Below are 16,037 nucleotides of genomic sequence, written 5' to 3' on the forward strand. Positions count from 1 at the left end.
ATCTCTGCTTTAATTTTTTATTTCTTTATTTTCCTTACTCAAATACCCTAGTTTCAATAGGGCTGGGATCACGTGCTGCCCCGCTAGCTTTACTGCCTTACTAGATCCGCGCGTGGATTCTATCCGGATACATACAACTACATTACCTTTTCCATTTGCCCTTGGCGCGAAGAAGGTATACCATCCATCGTTGATCTTTTCATCTTTCCAGATTCTTTCCGGTGTCCCCGTCTTTCCAGCAACCTTTAGGCCAAGCGTGTAAGTTTTATTTTCACTTTGCTTAAGCATATAACCGGAGATCAGCTCAGCATATTGTGGGTCATTGGCAATTTTTATAGCAGGATTAACAGCCGTAACTGAATCGCTGATTTTTAGCACATATCGGTTGGCTACCATTTTTCCTTTATTGGCTACGCCAGATATGAGTCGGGCCATAGCAGCAGGAGTGGCAATCAGCTCACCCTGTCCCCAGGCCATTCCAGATATTCCTTTCGCCCTTGTCCTACGAATACGCGCAGGATCATATTTAGGCTTGGTATTGAATTCTGTCTTTTCCCATAATGCCCTCCATTTCTCTTCCTGCTTGGCATTATTTGCGTTTCTATCATAGTAATAGCCACCAACACCTCTCAAAAACATACCTGTTTGCAAGTATAAAGTAGCCATTTCATTTTGAAGATGCTGTTCATTGGCAATTTTAATGAAATACACATTGTTCGATTTTACCAACGCGCTTTCCAAATTAATACGACCAGTTTCATCAGGTTCAATCCCTTTAGTCCTGATGCGTTCGGCCATACTTACTGTATACACCTTTTTAGCGGCATCAGGGCCTAATTTGTTAAAGGCGGCCATCGCCGTCACTACTTTGGCCGTTGATCCCGGAGGAGTGGCTGTAGTAAAGCCTAAGTCTGCAGTAGTATACCAACCGGCTAGCTTATTTTGCTCGGTGATGGGCATGTTCAGTAAATCCCAGTTTTTAATAGGAGGAAGGGGATACACTGCCGAAGCCAATACATCACCAGTCGCATCTTCCATAATCACTACCGATACTCTACTTTTTTGAATGGCTGTATCCTGAGCCATCGTATTTTGAATGCTGGTTTGCAAGCCCGCATCAATCGTCAGTTTCACATCTCTATTTCGTTTTTTAAATAACTCAACTTCAGTGCTGTTAATGCCTGATAGTAAAAGTGGCGCAAGAGCTGCATAATCCCTTTTGCTTACCGTCATTTCCTTTACGCCTCTAGGCAAGAAACGATCTTCATGGTACTTATTCGCATGGGTATTAAAGGAAACTGTGGGCGTTTTAAAACCCCTTAGTTCTGCGGCATGCTCATATTCTGCAAAGTAACCATTAGTACTACCATTAAATACACCTGTATTGTTGTCCCCAACCCAAAAGAAGAGTTGTTCTTCAAAAGGATAATAGCGGTCAACACGCTTATGCTCGGCCGAATCCAGGTCATAACTAACACCTGCTGCATGAAGCACTCGTTGTTGTTTTCTGATGTGTTCGGGTTTACTCGTTGCCAAAATACGCCCGTTCCTGTCGTATAAGTCACCTGCAGCCAGCTTGTTCATTAGTATCGCTATACGCGGATTATAACTAAACATGCGGGCACCACTTTTGTCGGCAACCAACGCAGGTTGTACTACCCATTTTTTATTGTCGACAATGTAGTTAGATACAGTTATACCAAGTAATACTATAGCTACAGTAGCTGCAAGTAAGGCCGGAACAAGGTTCCTATCTTGTTGTTTGGTGATATAGGCCATTTGCACTTCTGTGCCTTTAACCATAGATACAGCGAGTAAAAATCCTGCGGCCAACATATTGGCGACCAAAGATGAACCGCCATAGCTGATAAAAGGCAATGCAACGCCAGATAGAGGTAATGCACCTGTTGAGCCTCCTGCAATCAATAAAAACTGTATAAACAAACTAATACCTACACCTGCACTTAAATAGAATAGAAAAGGCATCCCGGTTTGCCGGCCAATCAATATGGACCGGTGTAAAAATATCAGGAACAATATAAATATGCCTATAATACCGGCTCCACCAAACTCTTCACCAATGGCTGGTAAAATCATATCGGTATGTGCTTCGGGAATGGTCTTCGCAAAAGCCTGACCAACACCCTGACCACTCATGCCACCACTGGCCATTGCCCAGATGCCATTAGCCACCTGATCGCCGCCATAAACCTCATTGTTCCAGGGATCTTGCCATATTGATTTACGTTCCGTAAGTCTGTTTACAGGGCCTGGAATTAGTTTACCCAGATAAGGTATCTGGTCGATCAGTAAAAACGCTGCCATTACCATCACAATCATCATGGCCGATTCACTGGTCTTTTTATTGATCACCATAATCAACGCTACCAATAAGGCGGTTACAAGCGTGGCAATCCAAACATTCAAGAACCAGGCACTAAATACATAAATGATGATAGCGGTTAGCATCATCATGAAATCGCCCCTCGAGAAAGAGAACAGGATGATAAAAGTAAAACAAACTACCATTGCTGGTCCCAAATCGCCAAGTAACAAATACATCAATATGGCAATCACCATAGCGATTAAAGCAAAGGAGAAAAAGAACCAACGCTTATGCCAGCTACTGTACTCAGTGATAAAGCGCTCGTTGGAGGCGAAAAAACCTGCCAGAAACAAAATGATCGAATATTTTACGATTTCACTGGGCTGTACACCAAACAAGTTTACTTTTACGCCACTACCTTCTGGTCCGGAGCCAAAAACAATGGTCAAGCCTAAAAGGCATAGCGCCATAATTGCCCATTGCCAACCCTTAGCCTTACTAAACGCATTTTTCACCAATAGCATTCTATACCAGCGCGAATCTACATTGAATTTGCGCATCGGTATAGCCAACATGATACAAATACTTAAAATCCCTAAGCCATAAAAAATAAGGCTATCTCTGGCCAAAAAACGATCCCTTAAAGGGTCTTGCAGACTTAATAATGTAAGAAAGGAAATACCTGTCATCAGCATGATAATGGGCAGAATCAATTGATCGGCTTGTGGATATTTAGCACTCATTAAAAAGTGCAGGAAAAAGAAGCCTGCAAAAAACGAAACAGCAATGATCCAATACCATTGGTTATAAACCTCTGGCGTCCGCACAATCAGCGATTTTTCTTTCTTAAGAATCTTAAAGTCCCTGGTCGAAAACAACTTGATGCTATGCGGCGACTGTCGGAAGTTTAAAGTTGCATCTTTGTCCAATTCCTCTAATCCTTGAGATCTGCCGAACTGAAATCCTGGCTTTAAGGGAAGCACTCCATATGCCTTATCATCAGGTAGATGTTGGAAATTATAATTACCATTTGCATCAGTTCGTAGATAGGCAATAAAATCATTAACCACCTCGGCTTCGGTATAGGCGGTATCTTGTGGTAAGATCATTTGCAATCTTACCAATACGCCGGATACTGCCTTTCCTGCAGTATCAATTATCTTTCCACTGATCCCATAGCTGCCTTTAGCAAAATCCTTTTGAGCAGGCAATTGTTGCGGTCGCTTTTGTTCCTCTTTATATTTTAAAGAATCTGTTCCGGTAAAGCCTAACAATAGGCGCGAAGCAATCACCCGTTCTTTAAAGTTCTTTCCACCTTCGGCAAAGGCAATGTCGGCAGGTACAAAAAATTTACGTTTATTTAGCTCGCCAATGTTGTCAATTTCTCCCTTATACAGTGGAATACCACCAGTAACCACATCTTGAATCAGGTCGATGTCCTTTTTATCTTCAAAATAATAACCTTTATTCAGCAGGTTTTTAATTTGTTTACCGGGCTCAGCCTCATTAATGTTGACCATCGTTCCATCAGCCAGTCGCTTATGTACATCCTCGAAGTTTTGCTGCTGAGCAAAGTATAGCGTAACAAACAAAGCACCCAATACCAGGGTAATGAGCAGTAAAAAAATACGCTCAACCTTTCTATTGGGGATGATAATTGATTGTTTGTTCATATAACTATTTAATTGGTTTTACCACCGCTGGGGCGTCTGTCCTGATGAATTGTACATTTTTTAGCAATACACCTTTCCGTTGTAATTCGCTCACGTCATCAAAATTCTCTAGAGTAAAGTTCTCCAGTAAAGTGCTTTTATTGGTCGGCGCAATTAGAAAAGGTTGTCCCTTATATCCAGAGTCACTTTTTATGGTGATGTTGCCAGTCGCTTTCAAATACAAGCTATCTCTGTTTATTTTGATCGGTTCGCTGATTAGTATAGGCGATTTAAAAACAGAAGTATCGAGGATCAATATATTTCCAGTGAGTTTGTTTAAGGTGTCTTGCAATTTTAAGGCTTGCGTATTTTTAGCATAGGCTGTAGAATCAACAGGTGGAGTGGGTTGGTCGCCCAAGATTCCAGACGATTGCTTCGAGAAAAGATAAGCTACTGCTGCCAGCGCCACAATAGCGATAAAAATAAGCAGCATGTTCTTGCCACTCATTTTCTTCGCCTCAGCTTGCTTAAGCTTTGCAACTTTATTTTCCTGTTCTGTGATTTGTTCTTCCCGAATTATTGTCTCCGGAACAGCTGGTACTACTTTCTTTTTCTTAGGAAGCGCTACAGGTTTGGTGACTTCATGCACAAATGATGCTTTATCATTTTTAACCAGCACAACCGTAATGTTATCCTTACCACCATTATTATTGGCAGCATCAATCAGCTCAGCGCCTTTTACTTCCAACTCCGTGTGTTTTAAGAGCAGCTCTGTGATGCTTTGTTTATTCACCATGTCCGATAAGCCGTCGCTACAGAGCAGGATCAGGTCGCCAGGTAAAAATGGAGAATTCCCTGTTTCTATGTAGTCTTCCTGCAGATTAATGTTTCCAGGAAAGCCTAATGCTTTATTGATTTCATTGCGTTTTGGGTGTTGCATGGCCTGTTCTTCGGTTAAGCGGCCCGAATCTTCCATGAAACCAACAAACGATTGATCTTTAGATATCTTAATTAAAGAGCTGTCGCGAAGCAAATATAAGCGCGTATCACCAACATGCGCATAGTGGAATTGGTTGTTTTTAAGGTCTGCCAGCGCCATCGTGAGCACGCAAGCCATATCTTCATGTTCCTTATTCTGCTGCTTTTCGGCAATGATCTGGTCATTTGCTTCGGTAATTGCAGTACGCATTAAGAGCGACAAATCGCCAGTGGGGTTATCAATCAGCTTTAATATCGTATCTCTTGCAATGGCTGCAGCAACTTCACCGCCTGTATATCCACCAACACCATCTATTACGCAGGCAAGCACAAAATCTGTTCCTGTTATCTTTTCGGCAATAAAGGTATCTTCATTATTGCTGCGTATTTTTCCAGTATCTGTTATTCCAAAATAATTTCTATCCATTCTTGCTGGTCGAATTTTTAATAGCCACAAAGTGTGCGATCAGTAAGATCACGCAGATAAGCAATAACGCTACAGATAGGATTTGCGACATAGATTAGGCTTTAAATATATTAACACCAATAATTCCGTTCAATATGATTCTTGAATTTACCGGTAGTTCAGTCCATTTCGGATACTCTGGAGTACTTCTTTCTACCAGATTTTCGTTCAGGATTGTTTTTTCTCCGAAAGAAGCCAGGAAGAATTTCTCCTCTGTTTTACGATAACGAATTTGTAGGTGCGGCGAGTTTACCCATTCAGATGGGATTTTAAAAACGTTCGCATCGGTACGTGTTTCCTCATTACCCGAAATTGTGATGTCGTTACTTTTCATCAGGTATTCAAGCTTTTGTCCCGAGTAAGCTTTATCTGGAAGTGTAGTTTCAAATCTTGCCAATAATACATTCTCCTCAACCACTTCATTTTTCGGCTTAAACTTCAAATTAGCCAGATAGGGGATCTCATAGTATCCCTCACTATAGAAGATGAAATCCTTTAGGACATCATTGCTGATGTCAAATGTTTGTGCCATTCCCGTTTGTCGCGGTATAAAAGTAACCCTTAGGTTCTCTTGTTTTTGTGCGCCATCGGGCATCAATTTACCAATAAAACCTTTATCACCCGATTTGTAATCAGGATGGGAAACAAAGCGAAAAACCCATTTGTTGCTTGATGGTTCTACACTCTTGCCAGTAGCGGCATAGTCATTCAATATGTCGTAGAACTTTTTTACAGATTCTTGCGCAATCAGACCGAACAGACCGTTTTTATTGTCCATAAATGTACGGTAGTCATCGGTATTCAAGCAAATGATAAACTCATGGTAGAAAACAACGCGCTCCGCAAATGAAAGTTCAGCAATAGATTCCTTAAATTTATCTATGATATATTTATAAACTGTATCTGGTGTAAGTGGTTGTGATTTAGCGGTTGGCGCAGATTCATTGCTGCTTAAAAACCAATCCTGTATTCCTATTCTCTGCCAAAAAGAAGGTTTTTCTTCCATCTATAAAAGGTTAATGTTCTTGAACGATTTCTATATAACGGTAAAGCTAGTTAATTCAATACAAAGATAACATTCTAATATAGCATGATAAGTTGTTTGAATATGATTCAAAATTTTTAAAACATATTTTTCATTTTAGTGTTCACCATTGAATTAAATACAAAAGCCAATTCAAATGGGATAAATCAGCGCAGTACAAATGCATTGGGGCACATGGTTTTATGTCAACCCAGAAGGTAATCGCTTGGCATCGCGCCGGCAGTTAAAAAAGCAGCCCCGAAAGTGGCTAGACGATCGGGGCTGTAATTTTAATTTTATATGGTATCTAATCCTAGGTATAACCTAGAATCTTCAATACTTGTTTACTGTTTTGCTCTTCACCAAACACTTCAAAGTTGAATGTCTCATCACGATTACGACGAATGATGACGTGTTTAGGGCTAGGTAACAAGCAATGGTGAATACCACCGTAACCACTCAATACCTCTTGATAAGCTCCAGTGTTGAAGAAACCTAAGTATTGAACTTTACGGGTTTTAGGCATAAACACACTGTTCATATGCGCTTCCTGATTGTAGTAATCCTGTCCATCGCAAGTAATACCACCAAGGTTTACCCTTTCGTATTCTGCATCCCAGTTGTTGATCGGAAGAAGGATGTATTTTTGGTTCAATGCCCATACATCTGGCAGATTGGTAATGAATGATCCATCAAGCATCAACCATTTCTCTCTGTCGTTCTGTTGTTTACGACCCAATACCTTGTATAAGATACCTGAAGCCTCAGCAACAGTGTATTTACCAAATTCAGTAATGATATCCGGTTCTACAACATCATGCTCAGCACAGATTTCTTTAATCCTTTTTACAATTTCGTTTACCATGTATTCGTAATCGAAATCAAATACCAATGAATCTTTAAATGGCATACCACCACCAATATCCAAAGTATCCAATTCAGGATTGATCTTTTTAAATTTGCAATACAGTGTTACATATTTCTCTAACTCATTCCAATAATACGGAGAGTCTGTAATACCCGAGTTGATGAAGAAATGCAATAGTTTAACCCTGAAATTAGGATTTGCAGAGATCTTATTGTTATAAAACTCGATTACATCTTCCATACGAACACCTAAACGGGAAGTATAGAATTGTGAATCTGGTTGTTCCTCTGCTGCGATACGGATACCCAGGTTACAAGGTGTGTCCATTTCTACCTCATCATCAAAAAGGTTAAACTCCTCTTTGTTATCCAACACCGGAATGATGTTTTTATAACCATCATGCAACATATCAATGATATATTGTTTGTACTGATAAGTTTTAAAACCATTACAAATCACGGTAATATCCTTGGTTAGGGCACCTTTTTTCTCCAGGGCCTCAATCATCGGCATATCAAATGCTGAAGATGTTTCCAGATGGATACCATTTTTAAGGGCCTCTTCAACAATATGTCTGAAGTGGGAACTTTTGGTACAATAGCAGTACTTGTAATCGCCACGGTAGTTGTTCTTGATGATTGCCGTCTGGAACAACAACTTGGCCTGCTGAATTTTCTTACTGATCATAGGAAGGTAAGTGAAACGCAATGGTGTGCCATAGGTTTCAATCATCTCCATCAGATTGAGGTCTTGAAAATATAATTCGTCGTCTATTACGCTGTAACCTTCCTGAGGGAAACCAACACTTAGATCAAGAAATTCGGAGTAACTCTGCATTTTTTTATTTTTGGACTATTATTTATAAGGTTTGGCAAATTAAAATAAGTTAATTTTGGCGTCAAAGATAAACACTTTATAAAATACACCCGTATTTTTTTTATGACTAAGACTTTAAAAATTATTGAAGTAAAATCTGAGATCGGTGCTGGAACACGTGGGGCGAGTTTAGGGGTGGATGCAATTAAGATTGCAGCGCTTGATTTTGGGAGCCGTTTTTTTAAAAAACATAAGTCTGTGGAAGTCCCTACGGAGAATCATTTATTGCTTGAAAGTACCGGCAGCCCCTTTGCAAAGCGGATTTCAGGAATATTGACGATGGTAGAGCGGGTGAGTGATGAGGTGAGTTCGACCTTGGCAAAAGGCGAATTTCCTATCGTCTTGGCTGGCGATCACAGCACTGCGGCTGGTACAATTGCAGGTATAAAAGCCATGTATCCGAAGTCGAAATTAGGGGTGGTTTGGATTGATGCACATGCAGATTTACATTCCCCTTACACAACGCCGTCGGGAAACATGCACGGAATGCCACTTGCGATGGCACTTGATGAAGACAATTTAGAGGCGAAAGTGAACAAGCTGGATCAGGAGACAATTAACTACTGGTATCAACTTAAAAACGTAGGTAAGATCGCGCCAAAGATCAATTATCGCGACCTGGTGCTGATTTCGGCAAGGGATATGGAACGGCCAGAAGCAGCCTTGCTCAAAAAGCATAAAGTACAAATATTTACGACGGCTGAATTGAGAAAAAGAGGGGTAGAGCGGACCGTAATTGAGACACTTAAATATTTGGATCATTGTGATTTGATCTATGTCTCTTTTGATGTGGATTCATTAGATCCTACAGCATCAAGGGGTACAGGTACACCGGTAGCACAAGGTTTAACGGAAAGAGAAGCCGGCAAGTTGATGTCTGGGTTGATTACCAACCAGAAGGTTTGCTGCTTTGAAATCGTAGAAGTGAACCCAACTTTAGACCGGGAAAACCAAATGGCAGAGCATGCCTTTGAAATTTTAATTAAAGCGACCAACGCTTTCAGAAACGAATAGTAGATTTGGGGATTATTAGCATATGAACATCGAACATAAGATTATAGCTGCAACTGTAGCAGCAGTAAAAGAGTTATATCAGCAGGATTTGCCTGAAAATCAGGTTAATTTACAGGATACAAGGACTGAATTTGAAGGGCAGATCACTATCGTGGTATTTCCTGTAGTACGTTTCTCAAAGAAATCGCCAGAGGCCACGGCTACCGATCTGGGCGAATATTTAGTAGCAAACATTGAAGAAATTACTGCTTTTAACGTGGTTAAAGGCTTTTTAAACTTAAGTATTGCCGATGCTTATTGGGTAAATCTGTTCAATACAGATCTATTAAATCCATCATTTGGAGTGTTTAGTCCGAATGGCAAAAAGGTAATGGTCGAATATTCTTCTCCAAATACGAATAAGCCTTTGCATTTGGGTCACGTAAGAAATAACTTATTGGGTTATTCGGTAGCGGAATTGCTTAAAGCAAGTGGCTATGATGTGGTGAAGGTGAACCTGGTAAACGACAGGGGTATTCACATCTGTAAATCCATGCTGGCCTGGCAGAAATGGGGCAATGGCGAAACGCCACAAAGCTCGCTGCTGAAAGGTGACCACCTTGTAGGAAAGTATTACGTAATCTTCGACAAAGAGTATAAGAAAGAAATTGAAGCTTTAAAACTGGAAGGACAGACTGAAGAGGAAGCCAAGAAAAATGCGCCTTTAATCAAAGAAGCACAGAAAATGCTTCAGGATTGGGAAGCTGGCGTTCCGGAAGTAATTGAACTTTGGAAGACGATGAACGGTTGGGTATATGATGGTTTTGCCGTTTCGTATAAAAACCTGGGTGTTGACTTTGATAAGTACTATTACGAAAGTAATACCTATTTGTTGGGTAAAGGTACTGTTGATGAAGGATTGGAAAAAGGCGTGTTCTTTAAAAAGCCAGATGGTTCAGTATGGATTGACTTAACGGCTGATGGATTAGATCAGAAGTTGGTTTTACGTGCTGATGGTACGTCGGTTTACATTACTCAGGATTTGGGGACTGCCCAAATGAAGTACGACGATTTCAAAATGGATGAGTCGATATATGTGGTGGGTAATGAGCAGGATTATCACTTTAAAGTGCTGTTCTTGATTTTAGAGAAGCTAGGTAAAAGCTGGGCCACTGGTTTGCACCATTTGTCGTATGGTATGGTGGATTTGCCAAGTGGAAAAATGAAATCTCGTGAAGGTACCGTTGTTGATGCGGATGATCTTGTTGCAGAAATGATTGATACGGCTAAGGCTAAAACTGAAGCTTTGGGTAAGGTAAATGATTTTGACGAGGAAGAGAAAGAACGGTTGTACTATAACATTGGTATGGGTGCTTTAAAGTATTTCTTGTTGAAGGTTGAGCCGAAAAAGAGATTGTTGTTTGATCCTGCGGAATCTATCGATTTCCAGGGAAATACGGGTCCTTTTATACAATATACCCACGCCAGGATTAAGTCATTATTGCTAAAAGCGGATTATGATTTTGCCAATTCAGGTGTTGCTGATGCGGTGATTACAGCTACAGAGAAGGAAATGATTATGTTGTTGGCTAAGTATCCAACAGAGATTCAGTCTGCAGCGAAGACACATAGTCCAGCAGTTTTAGCGAATTACTTGTATGAAGTGGCTAAGATGTTTAACAAGTTTTATCATGAAACTCCACCGATTATTAAGGAAGAAAACGAAGCCGTTAAAAAGCATCGTTTGAATTTAAGCTTTGTAACAGCAGAAGTTTTGAAAAGAGGTATGCGTATTTTAGGAATCGCGGTTCCTGAAAGAATGTAAGGAGAAATGCCTTGCAGGTGCGAGGTCCTGAAATAAATTCAGGATGACGAGCGACTACAAAAAACAAAAGAGAAGGTTAAACCTTCTCTTTTGTTTTTTCTACACCTGCCTTTACAGGTACCGGTTTCTTCTTCCTAAACGACGCAAACGTCAATGGGCTCTTCTCAGGCCTTTCATCACCCAATAACACTCCCCATTGTTTAAAGGTATCCGTTCTATCGAAAATAACTTTTAGCACCGCAATGATGGGCAGGGCCAGGAACATTCCAGCGACACCCGCAATGCTGCCACCAATGATTACCCCAAGAATAGCAAACAGCGCATTGATCTTTACTTTAGAGCCAACTATCCTAGGCATCAGTATATTATTATCCAGAAACTGAACTGCCGCTATAACACCCAAAACGGTAATTACCGGCCAAAGCTCTGTCGAAGAAGTTAGCGTAAGCATTACACCAATAATGTTTCCAATTAATGCACCAACATAAGGGATCAGATTTAATATGGCGAAGATTACGCCTATTAGTAGCGCATGTTTTATACCAATCAATAACAATATGCCGCCTAATAAAATCGTCATATAGGTCACTTGGATCAGTAATCCTACCAGGTAATTCTTAATGATGGCTTCTGTTTCAAAAATAGCCTCTTTCACTCTAGGGTGGTGATCTGTTTTAAACCACATAAAAACGAATCGCAACAGGATATCTTTATAAAAGAGCATTAAATAGATGTAAATTGGCAATAGGCCCATAAATACAAATACGGAGCTTAGCGTTACGGCAGCTCCACTGGCAGCCTTTCCGGCCATCCCCAGCAGATCGTTACTTTTATCGTTTATAAATTTAACTTGTTCTTTAGTAGAGAAATCACTGATGCTACTGATCCAGGCACTTATCGAATTTAGGTGTGAGCTTACATTTTTCTTAATATCAGGGAAGTCTTCTACCAAAATCCCGATCTGAGCTGAGAAGAACCATACAATGAGTCCTAATAAAATGGCCAGTAATAGGATGGGCAATATGATTGCTGCGATCTCAGGGAATTTATATTTAATTAAAAATCGGTAAATGGGTAGCAGGACAATGGTAATAAAGAAGGCCATGATTACAGGCATAATGATGTCATTACCAATAACAAGGAGGGCGCCGAGCAATGCGATTCCCAGTAATTCAATAGACCGTTTGACGGTGAGTGGCATGTCTTTCATTCGCAATTTGTTTGTTTTTGTAGGGGTAAAGACTAAAAGGTACGGAATGTTTGGCTAATTTTGTGCCAGAAATCAAACTTAACAAGATTGCCCATGATTACGAATGAGACTATAGTTGCCTTATCAACCCCGCCTGGAATCGGTGCTATAGGTGTAATCCGCCTTTCCGGAAAAGATGCTATTGCCATCACCAATTCTGTTTTTAGTGGTAAGGATTTGCTTGCTCAAGACTCGCATACCATACATTTCGGTTTAATTAAAGATGGGAATGTGGTTATAGATGAGGTGCTTGTCAGCTTATTTGTAGCACCGAAATCATATACGAAAGAAAACGTGGTGGAGATCTCTTGTCACGGTTCTAATTATATCATTCAACAGATTATCAGTTTGCTGATTAGAAAAGGGGCTTCTGCGGCTAAACCCGGAGAGTTTACTTTAAGGGCATTTTTAAATGGTGGCTTGGATCTTTCTCAGGCAGAGGCTGTGGCTGATTTGATTTCTTCTGATTCTGCAGCGGCACATAGTGTGGCCATGAATCAGTTAAGGGGTGGTTTTAGTACAGAATTGAATGTTTTGCGTGAACAACTGATCCATTTTGCTTCGATGATCGAGCTAGAGCTTGATTTTGCGGAGGAGGATGTAGAGTTTGCGAATAGGGATCAGTTACAGACATTGATTGAGAAGATTACTGTTGTGTTGAATAAGTTGATCCGTTCATTTGAACTGGGTAACGTGATCAAATTAGGTATCAATACGGTAATTGCCGGCAGACCCAATGCGGGTAAGTCTACCTTGCTAAATGCTTTGCTGAATGAAGATCGTGCTATAGTAAGTGAAATTGCAGGTACGACCAGAGATACAATTGAGGAGGTGTTAAATATTAATGGCATCAACTTTAGATTGATTGATACTGCTGGTATCCGTGAAGCTACAGACACTATTGAAGCGATAGGCGTGGAGAAAACAATGCAGAAGATCAGTCAATCGGCGGTATTGGTTTATTTGTTTGATGTGGTAAATCTTTCTGTCGACGAGATTCAGGAAGATATTTTGCGGCTACATAAACCGGGAATCGCATTTTTGGCAGTTGCCAATAAAATGGACCTATCTTATAATGATAGATTGAAAGAGCTTAAATTGCCTAAGGATATCGGTTTTATTGGTATTTCGGCAAAGGAGCAACAGCAAATTGAAGAGCTGAAGCAGTTGTTGTACGATACTGCCATAGGAGATAAGCTATCTGATAATCATACCATGGTTACGAACATTAGACATGTAGAGGCTTTGCAGAGGACCAGGACAGCTTTAAACAGTGTAGCCGAAGGATTGGTTAATCCTGTGACGTCCGACTTCTTAGCGATGGATATTAAGCAGGCGCTTCATTATTTAGGTGAGATTACAGGCCAGGTTACTACGGATGATTTGTTAGAGAACATATTTAGTAAGTTCTGTATTGGCAAATAATCGATGATGATTATTGCATAAATACGCTAAGTAGTGTTAATCATATTACCTGTTGTTAGTGAGTTATGTATTTTAAATATTTCATCTGTATAGCTTTTCTTCTCATGTGCTTGGGTTAAACACTTGATCATATAGTCTAGGATGAAATCATTATAACTTGTCTTCATGTCATGAGCTAAGTCAAAGCCATTTCCTAAGAGTATTAATCGGTTCATTTATTTGGTTGCTAAATAATAAAAGTACTCATGTGAATCCGAATGAGTACAATAAAAATCTAAATTGTAAAACTTTTTCCAGTTAAAAAATATCCAATTTTTAATGTTTTACGATTCCGTGAAACCTTTTTGAAAGTTAAAATAGCCAAATAATTTATCACCAGCTTTAACCGGAAAATTTTCTTCAAACTTGAAATTAGACCAACGACGTAATGCTGTTGCTTTTAATATAACTGTTTTTTCATCTGAAGTTAAAGAGTCAGTAAATGTTTTCCGGTCAACGAGTATTTCGTTATTTTGTATTCTTATGTTATAAGGTAATTGCACCTTATATTGCTGATTTATATAATCAAGTGCTTCATTTTTATCAATGCTAACGTAATCATTGATTTTTTCGTGAATTTCTAATTTTATTTGAGGTTCGAAATATTTAAAGGGTGTTAAATTAACCCCTTGACACTTGACAAATAATTGCAAAAGTAAGAAAGTTGGTATTGGTGTTATACCGTGACCGGTTTCGAAAGTCGTTAATAACATAGAACTAGGATGACCTCTCATGGTTAAAAGCCCTAGTGCTATCATCGCACTTAGTTCTGTATGAAGTTTGGTGTAACTGTCTGTTCCACATATTGCATGAATTTTTTCCATTGGTAGAGATAACCTATCTGTATTGATAAAACCTTTGTTTCGGAATTCTTCTAACTTTGAAATGTCAAGATACTTTGGGCCATTTAGGCAAACGAAGTTCAACAGTTTTACTTGAGAGGCTGTAAGCTGTTTTAGAATATCAACAAAGATTATATTTTCATCATCAGTATTCTTATTGCAAGATGAGGCGAATAATCCAGCCCACATTTCCTGTAAATTATCGTCATCTGCCATAGAGGCATGTTCTACAATCTGATGAGCAATTCTCGGGTGAATGGCTAGTTTATTTTTTTCTATGTCGTAGACTAACTTTCCCTCTGCTTTTTCAAGGGTTTTGATAGTATTTGTTAGCCTATAGGTCGAAATCTTATCTCTGAAGGCCAATCCAAGTTCTTCAAAGAGTGGCTTACAAGTAATAGATAGAAATTTTTCTATGGATTTTAAACCTAATTCTGTTACTCCGTCTATTGATTTGCCGATTGAATCCCCTACAGGATGCATTCCCAAAGGATCAAATTCTTTTAAATCAACATTAAAATTATTATTTGTTTGATTTTTTATATTTCCCATAGCTTTAGCCGGATCAAAGTTAAATACTCATTCAATTTGCGTAATGATGTAAATGTAATAAATCTATTTAAAAATGGATTACCATCTGCTACCCATATCAGGTTCATAGGAAATAGTGATGTAGCTACCAAGACTCAATTAATAGGTGGATTGAATAACGTTTTAATGTAAGCTGCCTTGTGGCTATCTTTGCTTGTAGATGAAAAAGCAGCACATTCAGGATATTTTCGGAAATATTGACATTTACTTATTTGACCAGATACTTAAAGGGACTTACGACGATTGTGACATGATTTTAGATGCCGGTTGCGGAACAGGCAGAAACCTACTATACCTGTTGAAATGCGGAGCAAATGTATTTGGTGTAGATCAAAACCCGCAAGCCATTGCGCAACTAAGAACCCTTGGAAGTTCATTTCCTCCGATTGATACGGAAGAGAATTTTAAGGTGGCTTCTGTAGAGCAGCTACCGTTTGAAAGTGAAACCTTTGATTTAGTCATCAGTAGTGCGGTATTACATTTTGCAGAAAACCTCAGTCATTTCGAAGCCATGCTGAATTCCATGTGGGAGGTGCTTAAACCCGGAGGATATTTTTTCTGTCGGTTGGCCTCAGAAATCGGGATCGAATCGTTAGTCAGGTTTATCGGAAATGGCAGATACGTCCTTCCCGATGGATCGGAACGCTTCCTGGTGAATCAGGAGATGTTGCTCAGATTGACCAAAAAGATTGGTGGAGAACTTCATGAGCCCATCAAGACCACTAACGTTCAGAACCTGAGAAGTATGACTACTTGGTGCGTGCGCAAAATGAAATCAGCTTGATTTATTCGTTTGAGTAAATAACTTAATCCTTTCACCTTGTAAACAGTGAAGACATACTATGGGCATCCTAGTTACATCGGCGTAGCCCGCTTGTTATCT

The 16,037-nt window shown here is 39.7% G+C and carries 11 protein-coding genes; 4 read left to right on the top strand and 7 right to left on the bottom strand.

Annotated elements, in window-relative coordinates; translation table 11 throughout:
- Window positions 1-9: 9 nt before the first annotated feature.
- The 4 genes from FBD94_RS06795 to FBD94_RS06810 all read right to left on the bottom strand — a co-directional run bounded on the left by FBD94_RS06795 (window position 10) and on the right by FBD94_RS06810 (window position 8,151).
- Window positions 10-3,999 carry an FtsW/RodA/SpoVE family cell cycle protein gene (locus FBD94_RS06795; protein WP_136879581.1) on the bottom strand — a complete coding sequence of 1,330 codons (3,990 nt, stop codon included), beginning with the start codon at window positions 3,997-3,999 and terminating at the stop codon, window positions 10-12.
- Between the two features lie 4 nt (window positions 4,000-4,003).
- Window positions 4,004-5,383 (bottom strand): PP2C family protein-serine/threonine phosphatase, encoded by a 1,380-nt coding sequence (locus tag FBD94_RS06800; RefSeq protein WP_136879582.1) that lies wholly within the window; start codon window positions 5,381-5,383, stop codon window positions 4,004-4,006.
- Between the two features lie 94 nt (window positions 5,384-5,477).
- Window positions 5,478-6,428, bottom strand: coding sequence for a hypothetical protein (locus tag FBD94_RS06805; protein ID WP_136879583.1), 951 nt, complete (start codon window positions 6,426-6,428; stop codon window positions 5,478-5,480).
- Window positions 6,429-6,759: 331 nt separating this feature from the next.
- On the bottom strand, window positions 6,760-8,151 hold the full coding sequence (locus tag FBD94_RS06810; RefSeq protein WP_131610939.1) for an arginine decarboxylase: 1,392 nt from the start codon (window positions 8,149-8,151) through the stop codon (window positions 6,760-6,762).
- Between the two features lie 102 nt (window positions 8,152-8,253).
- On the opposite strand from FBD94_RS06810, the gene FBD94_RS06815 reads away from it, so the two are divergent.
- The gene (locus tag FBD94_RS06815) at window positions 8,254-9,204 is read left to right on the top strand and encodes an arginase (RefSeq protein WP_136879584.1); all 951 of its coding nucleotides are present in this window, start codon (window positions 8,254-8,256) and stop codon (window positions 9,202-9,204) included.
- Between the two features lie 22 nt (window positions 9,205-9,226).
- On the top strand, window positions 9,227-11,008 hold the full coding sequence (argS, locus tag FBD94_RS06820; protein WP_136879585.1) for an arginine--tRNA ligase: 1,782 nt from the start codon (window positions 9,227-9,229) through the stop codon (window positions 11,006-11,008).
- 76 nt (window positions 11,009-11,084) lie between these two features.
- Here argS and FBD94_RS06825 read toward each other — a convergent pair whose 3' ends face one another.
- Window positions 11,085-12,218, bottom strand: a complete 1,134-nt coding sequence (locus FBD94_RS06825) for an AI-2E family transporter (RefSeq protein WP_136879586.1) — start codon at window positions 12,216-12,218, stop codon at window positions 11,085-11,087.
- 93 nt (window positions 12,219-12,311) lie between these two features.
- Between FBD94_RS06825 and mnmE the strand changes: the two genes are divergently transcribed.
- Window positions 12,312-13,682: a tRNA uridine-5-carboxymethylaminomethyl(34) synthesis GTPase MnmE gene (gene mnmE, locus FBD94_RS06830; protein WP_136879587.1), complete on the top strand. Its 1,371-nt coding sequence runs from the start codon at window positions 12,312-12,314 to the stop codon at window positions 13,680-13,682.
- A 26-nt stretch (window positions 13,683-13,708) separates the two neighbouring features.
- On the opposite strand, the gene FBD94_RS26580 is transcribed toward mnmE, so the two are convergent.
- Together FBD94_RS26580 and FBD94_RS06840 are read right to left on the bottom strand one after the other, a co-directional pair.
- A complete protein-coding gene (locus FBD94_RS26580) occupies window positions 13,709-13,897 on the bottom strand; it encodes an AbiH family protein (protein ID WP_136879588.1) in 189 nt (62 codons plus the stop codon).
- Between the two features lie 108 nt (window positions 13,898-14,005).
- Window positions 14,006-15,115 carry an Abi-alpha family protein gene (locus FBD94_RS06840; protein ID WP_136879589.1) on the bottom strand — a complete coding sequence of 370 codons (1,110 nt, stop codon included), beginning with the start codon at window positions 15,113-15,115 and terminating at the stop codon, window positions 14,006-14,008.
- 199 nt (window positions 15,116-15,314) lie between these two features.
- On the opposite strand from FBD94_RS06840, the gene FBD94_RS06845 reads away from it, so the two are divergent.
- Window positions 15,315-15,938, top strand: a complete 624-nt coding sequence (locus tag FBD94_RS06845) for a class I SAM-dependent methyltransferase (RefSeq protein ID WP_136879590.1) — start codon at window positions 15,315-15,317, stop codon at window positions 15,936-15,938.
- Window positions 15,939-16,037 lie beyond the last annotated feature (99 nt).

The sequence above is a fragment of the Pedobacter hiemivivus genome (assembly GCF_005144565.1).
In the GTDB taxonomy this organism is placed as follows: Bacteria; Bacteroidota; Bacteroidia; order Sphingobacteriales; family Sphingobacteriaceae; genus Pedobacter; species Pedobacter hiemivivus.

Coding starts and splice junctions, on each gene's coding strand:
- FBD94_RS06800 (WP_136879582.1), bottom strand. CDS start 5,383: ATGGATAGAAATTATTTTGGAATAACAGATACTGGAAAAATACGCAGC.
- mnmE (WP_136879587.1), top strand. CDS start 12,312: ATGATTACGAATGAGACTATAGTTGCCTTATCAACCCCGCCTGGAATC.
- FBD94_RS06845 (WP_136879590.1), top strand. CDS start 15,315: ATGAAAAAGCAGCACATTCAGGATATTTTCGGAAATATTGACATTTAC.
- FBD94_RS06795 (WP_136879581.1), bottom strand. CDS start 3,999: ATGAACAAACAATCAATTATCATCCCCAATAGAAAGGTTGAGCGTATT.
- FBD94_RS06810 (WP_131610939.1), bottom strand. CDS start 8,151: ATGCAGAGTTACTCCGAATTTCTTGATCTAAGTGTTGGTTTCCCTCAG.
- argS (WP_136879585.1), top strand. CDS start 9,227: ATGAACATCGAACATAAGATTATAGCTGCAACTGTAGCAGCAGTAAAA.
- FBD94_RS06815 (WP_136879584.1), top strand. CDS start 8,254: ATGACTAAGACTTTAAAAATTATTGAAGTAAAATCTGAGATCGGTGCT.
- FBD94_RS06805 (WP_136879583.1), bottom strand. CDS start 6,428: ATGGAAGAAAAACCTTCTTTTTGGCAGAGAATAGGAATACAGGATTGG.
- FBD94_RS26580 (WP_136879588.1), bottom strand. CDS start 13,897: ATGAACCGATTAATACTCTTAGGAAATGGCTTTGACTTAGCTCATGAC.
- FBD94_RS06840 (WP_136879589.1), bottom strand. CDS start 15,115: ATGGGAAATATAAAAAATCAAACAAATAATAATTTTAATGTTGATTTA.
- FBD94_RS06825 (WP_136879586.1), bottom strand. CDS start 12,218: ATGAAAGACATGCCACTCACCGTCAAACGGTCTATTGAATTACTGGGA.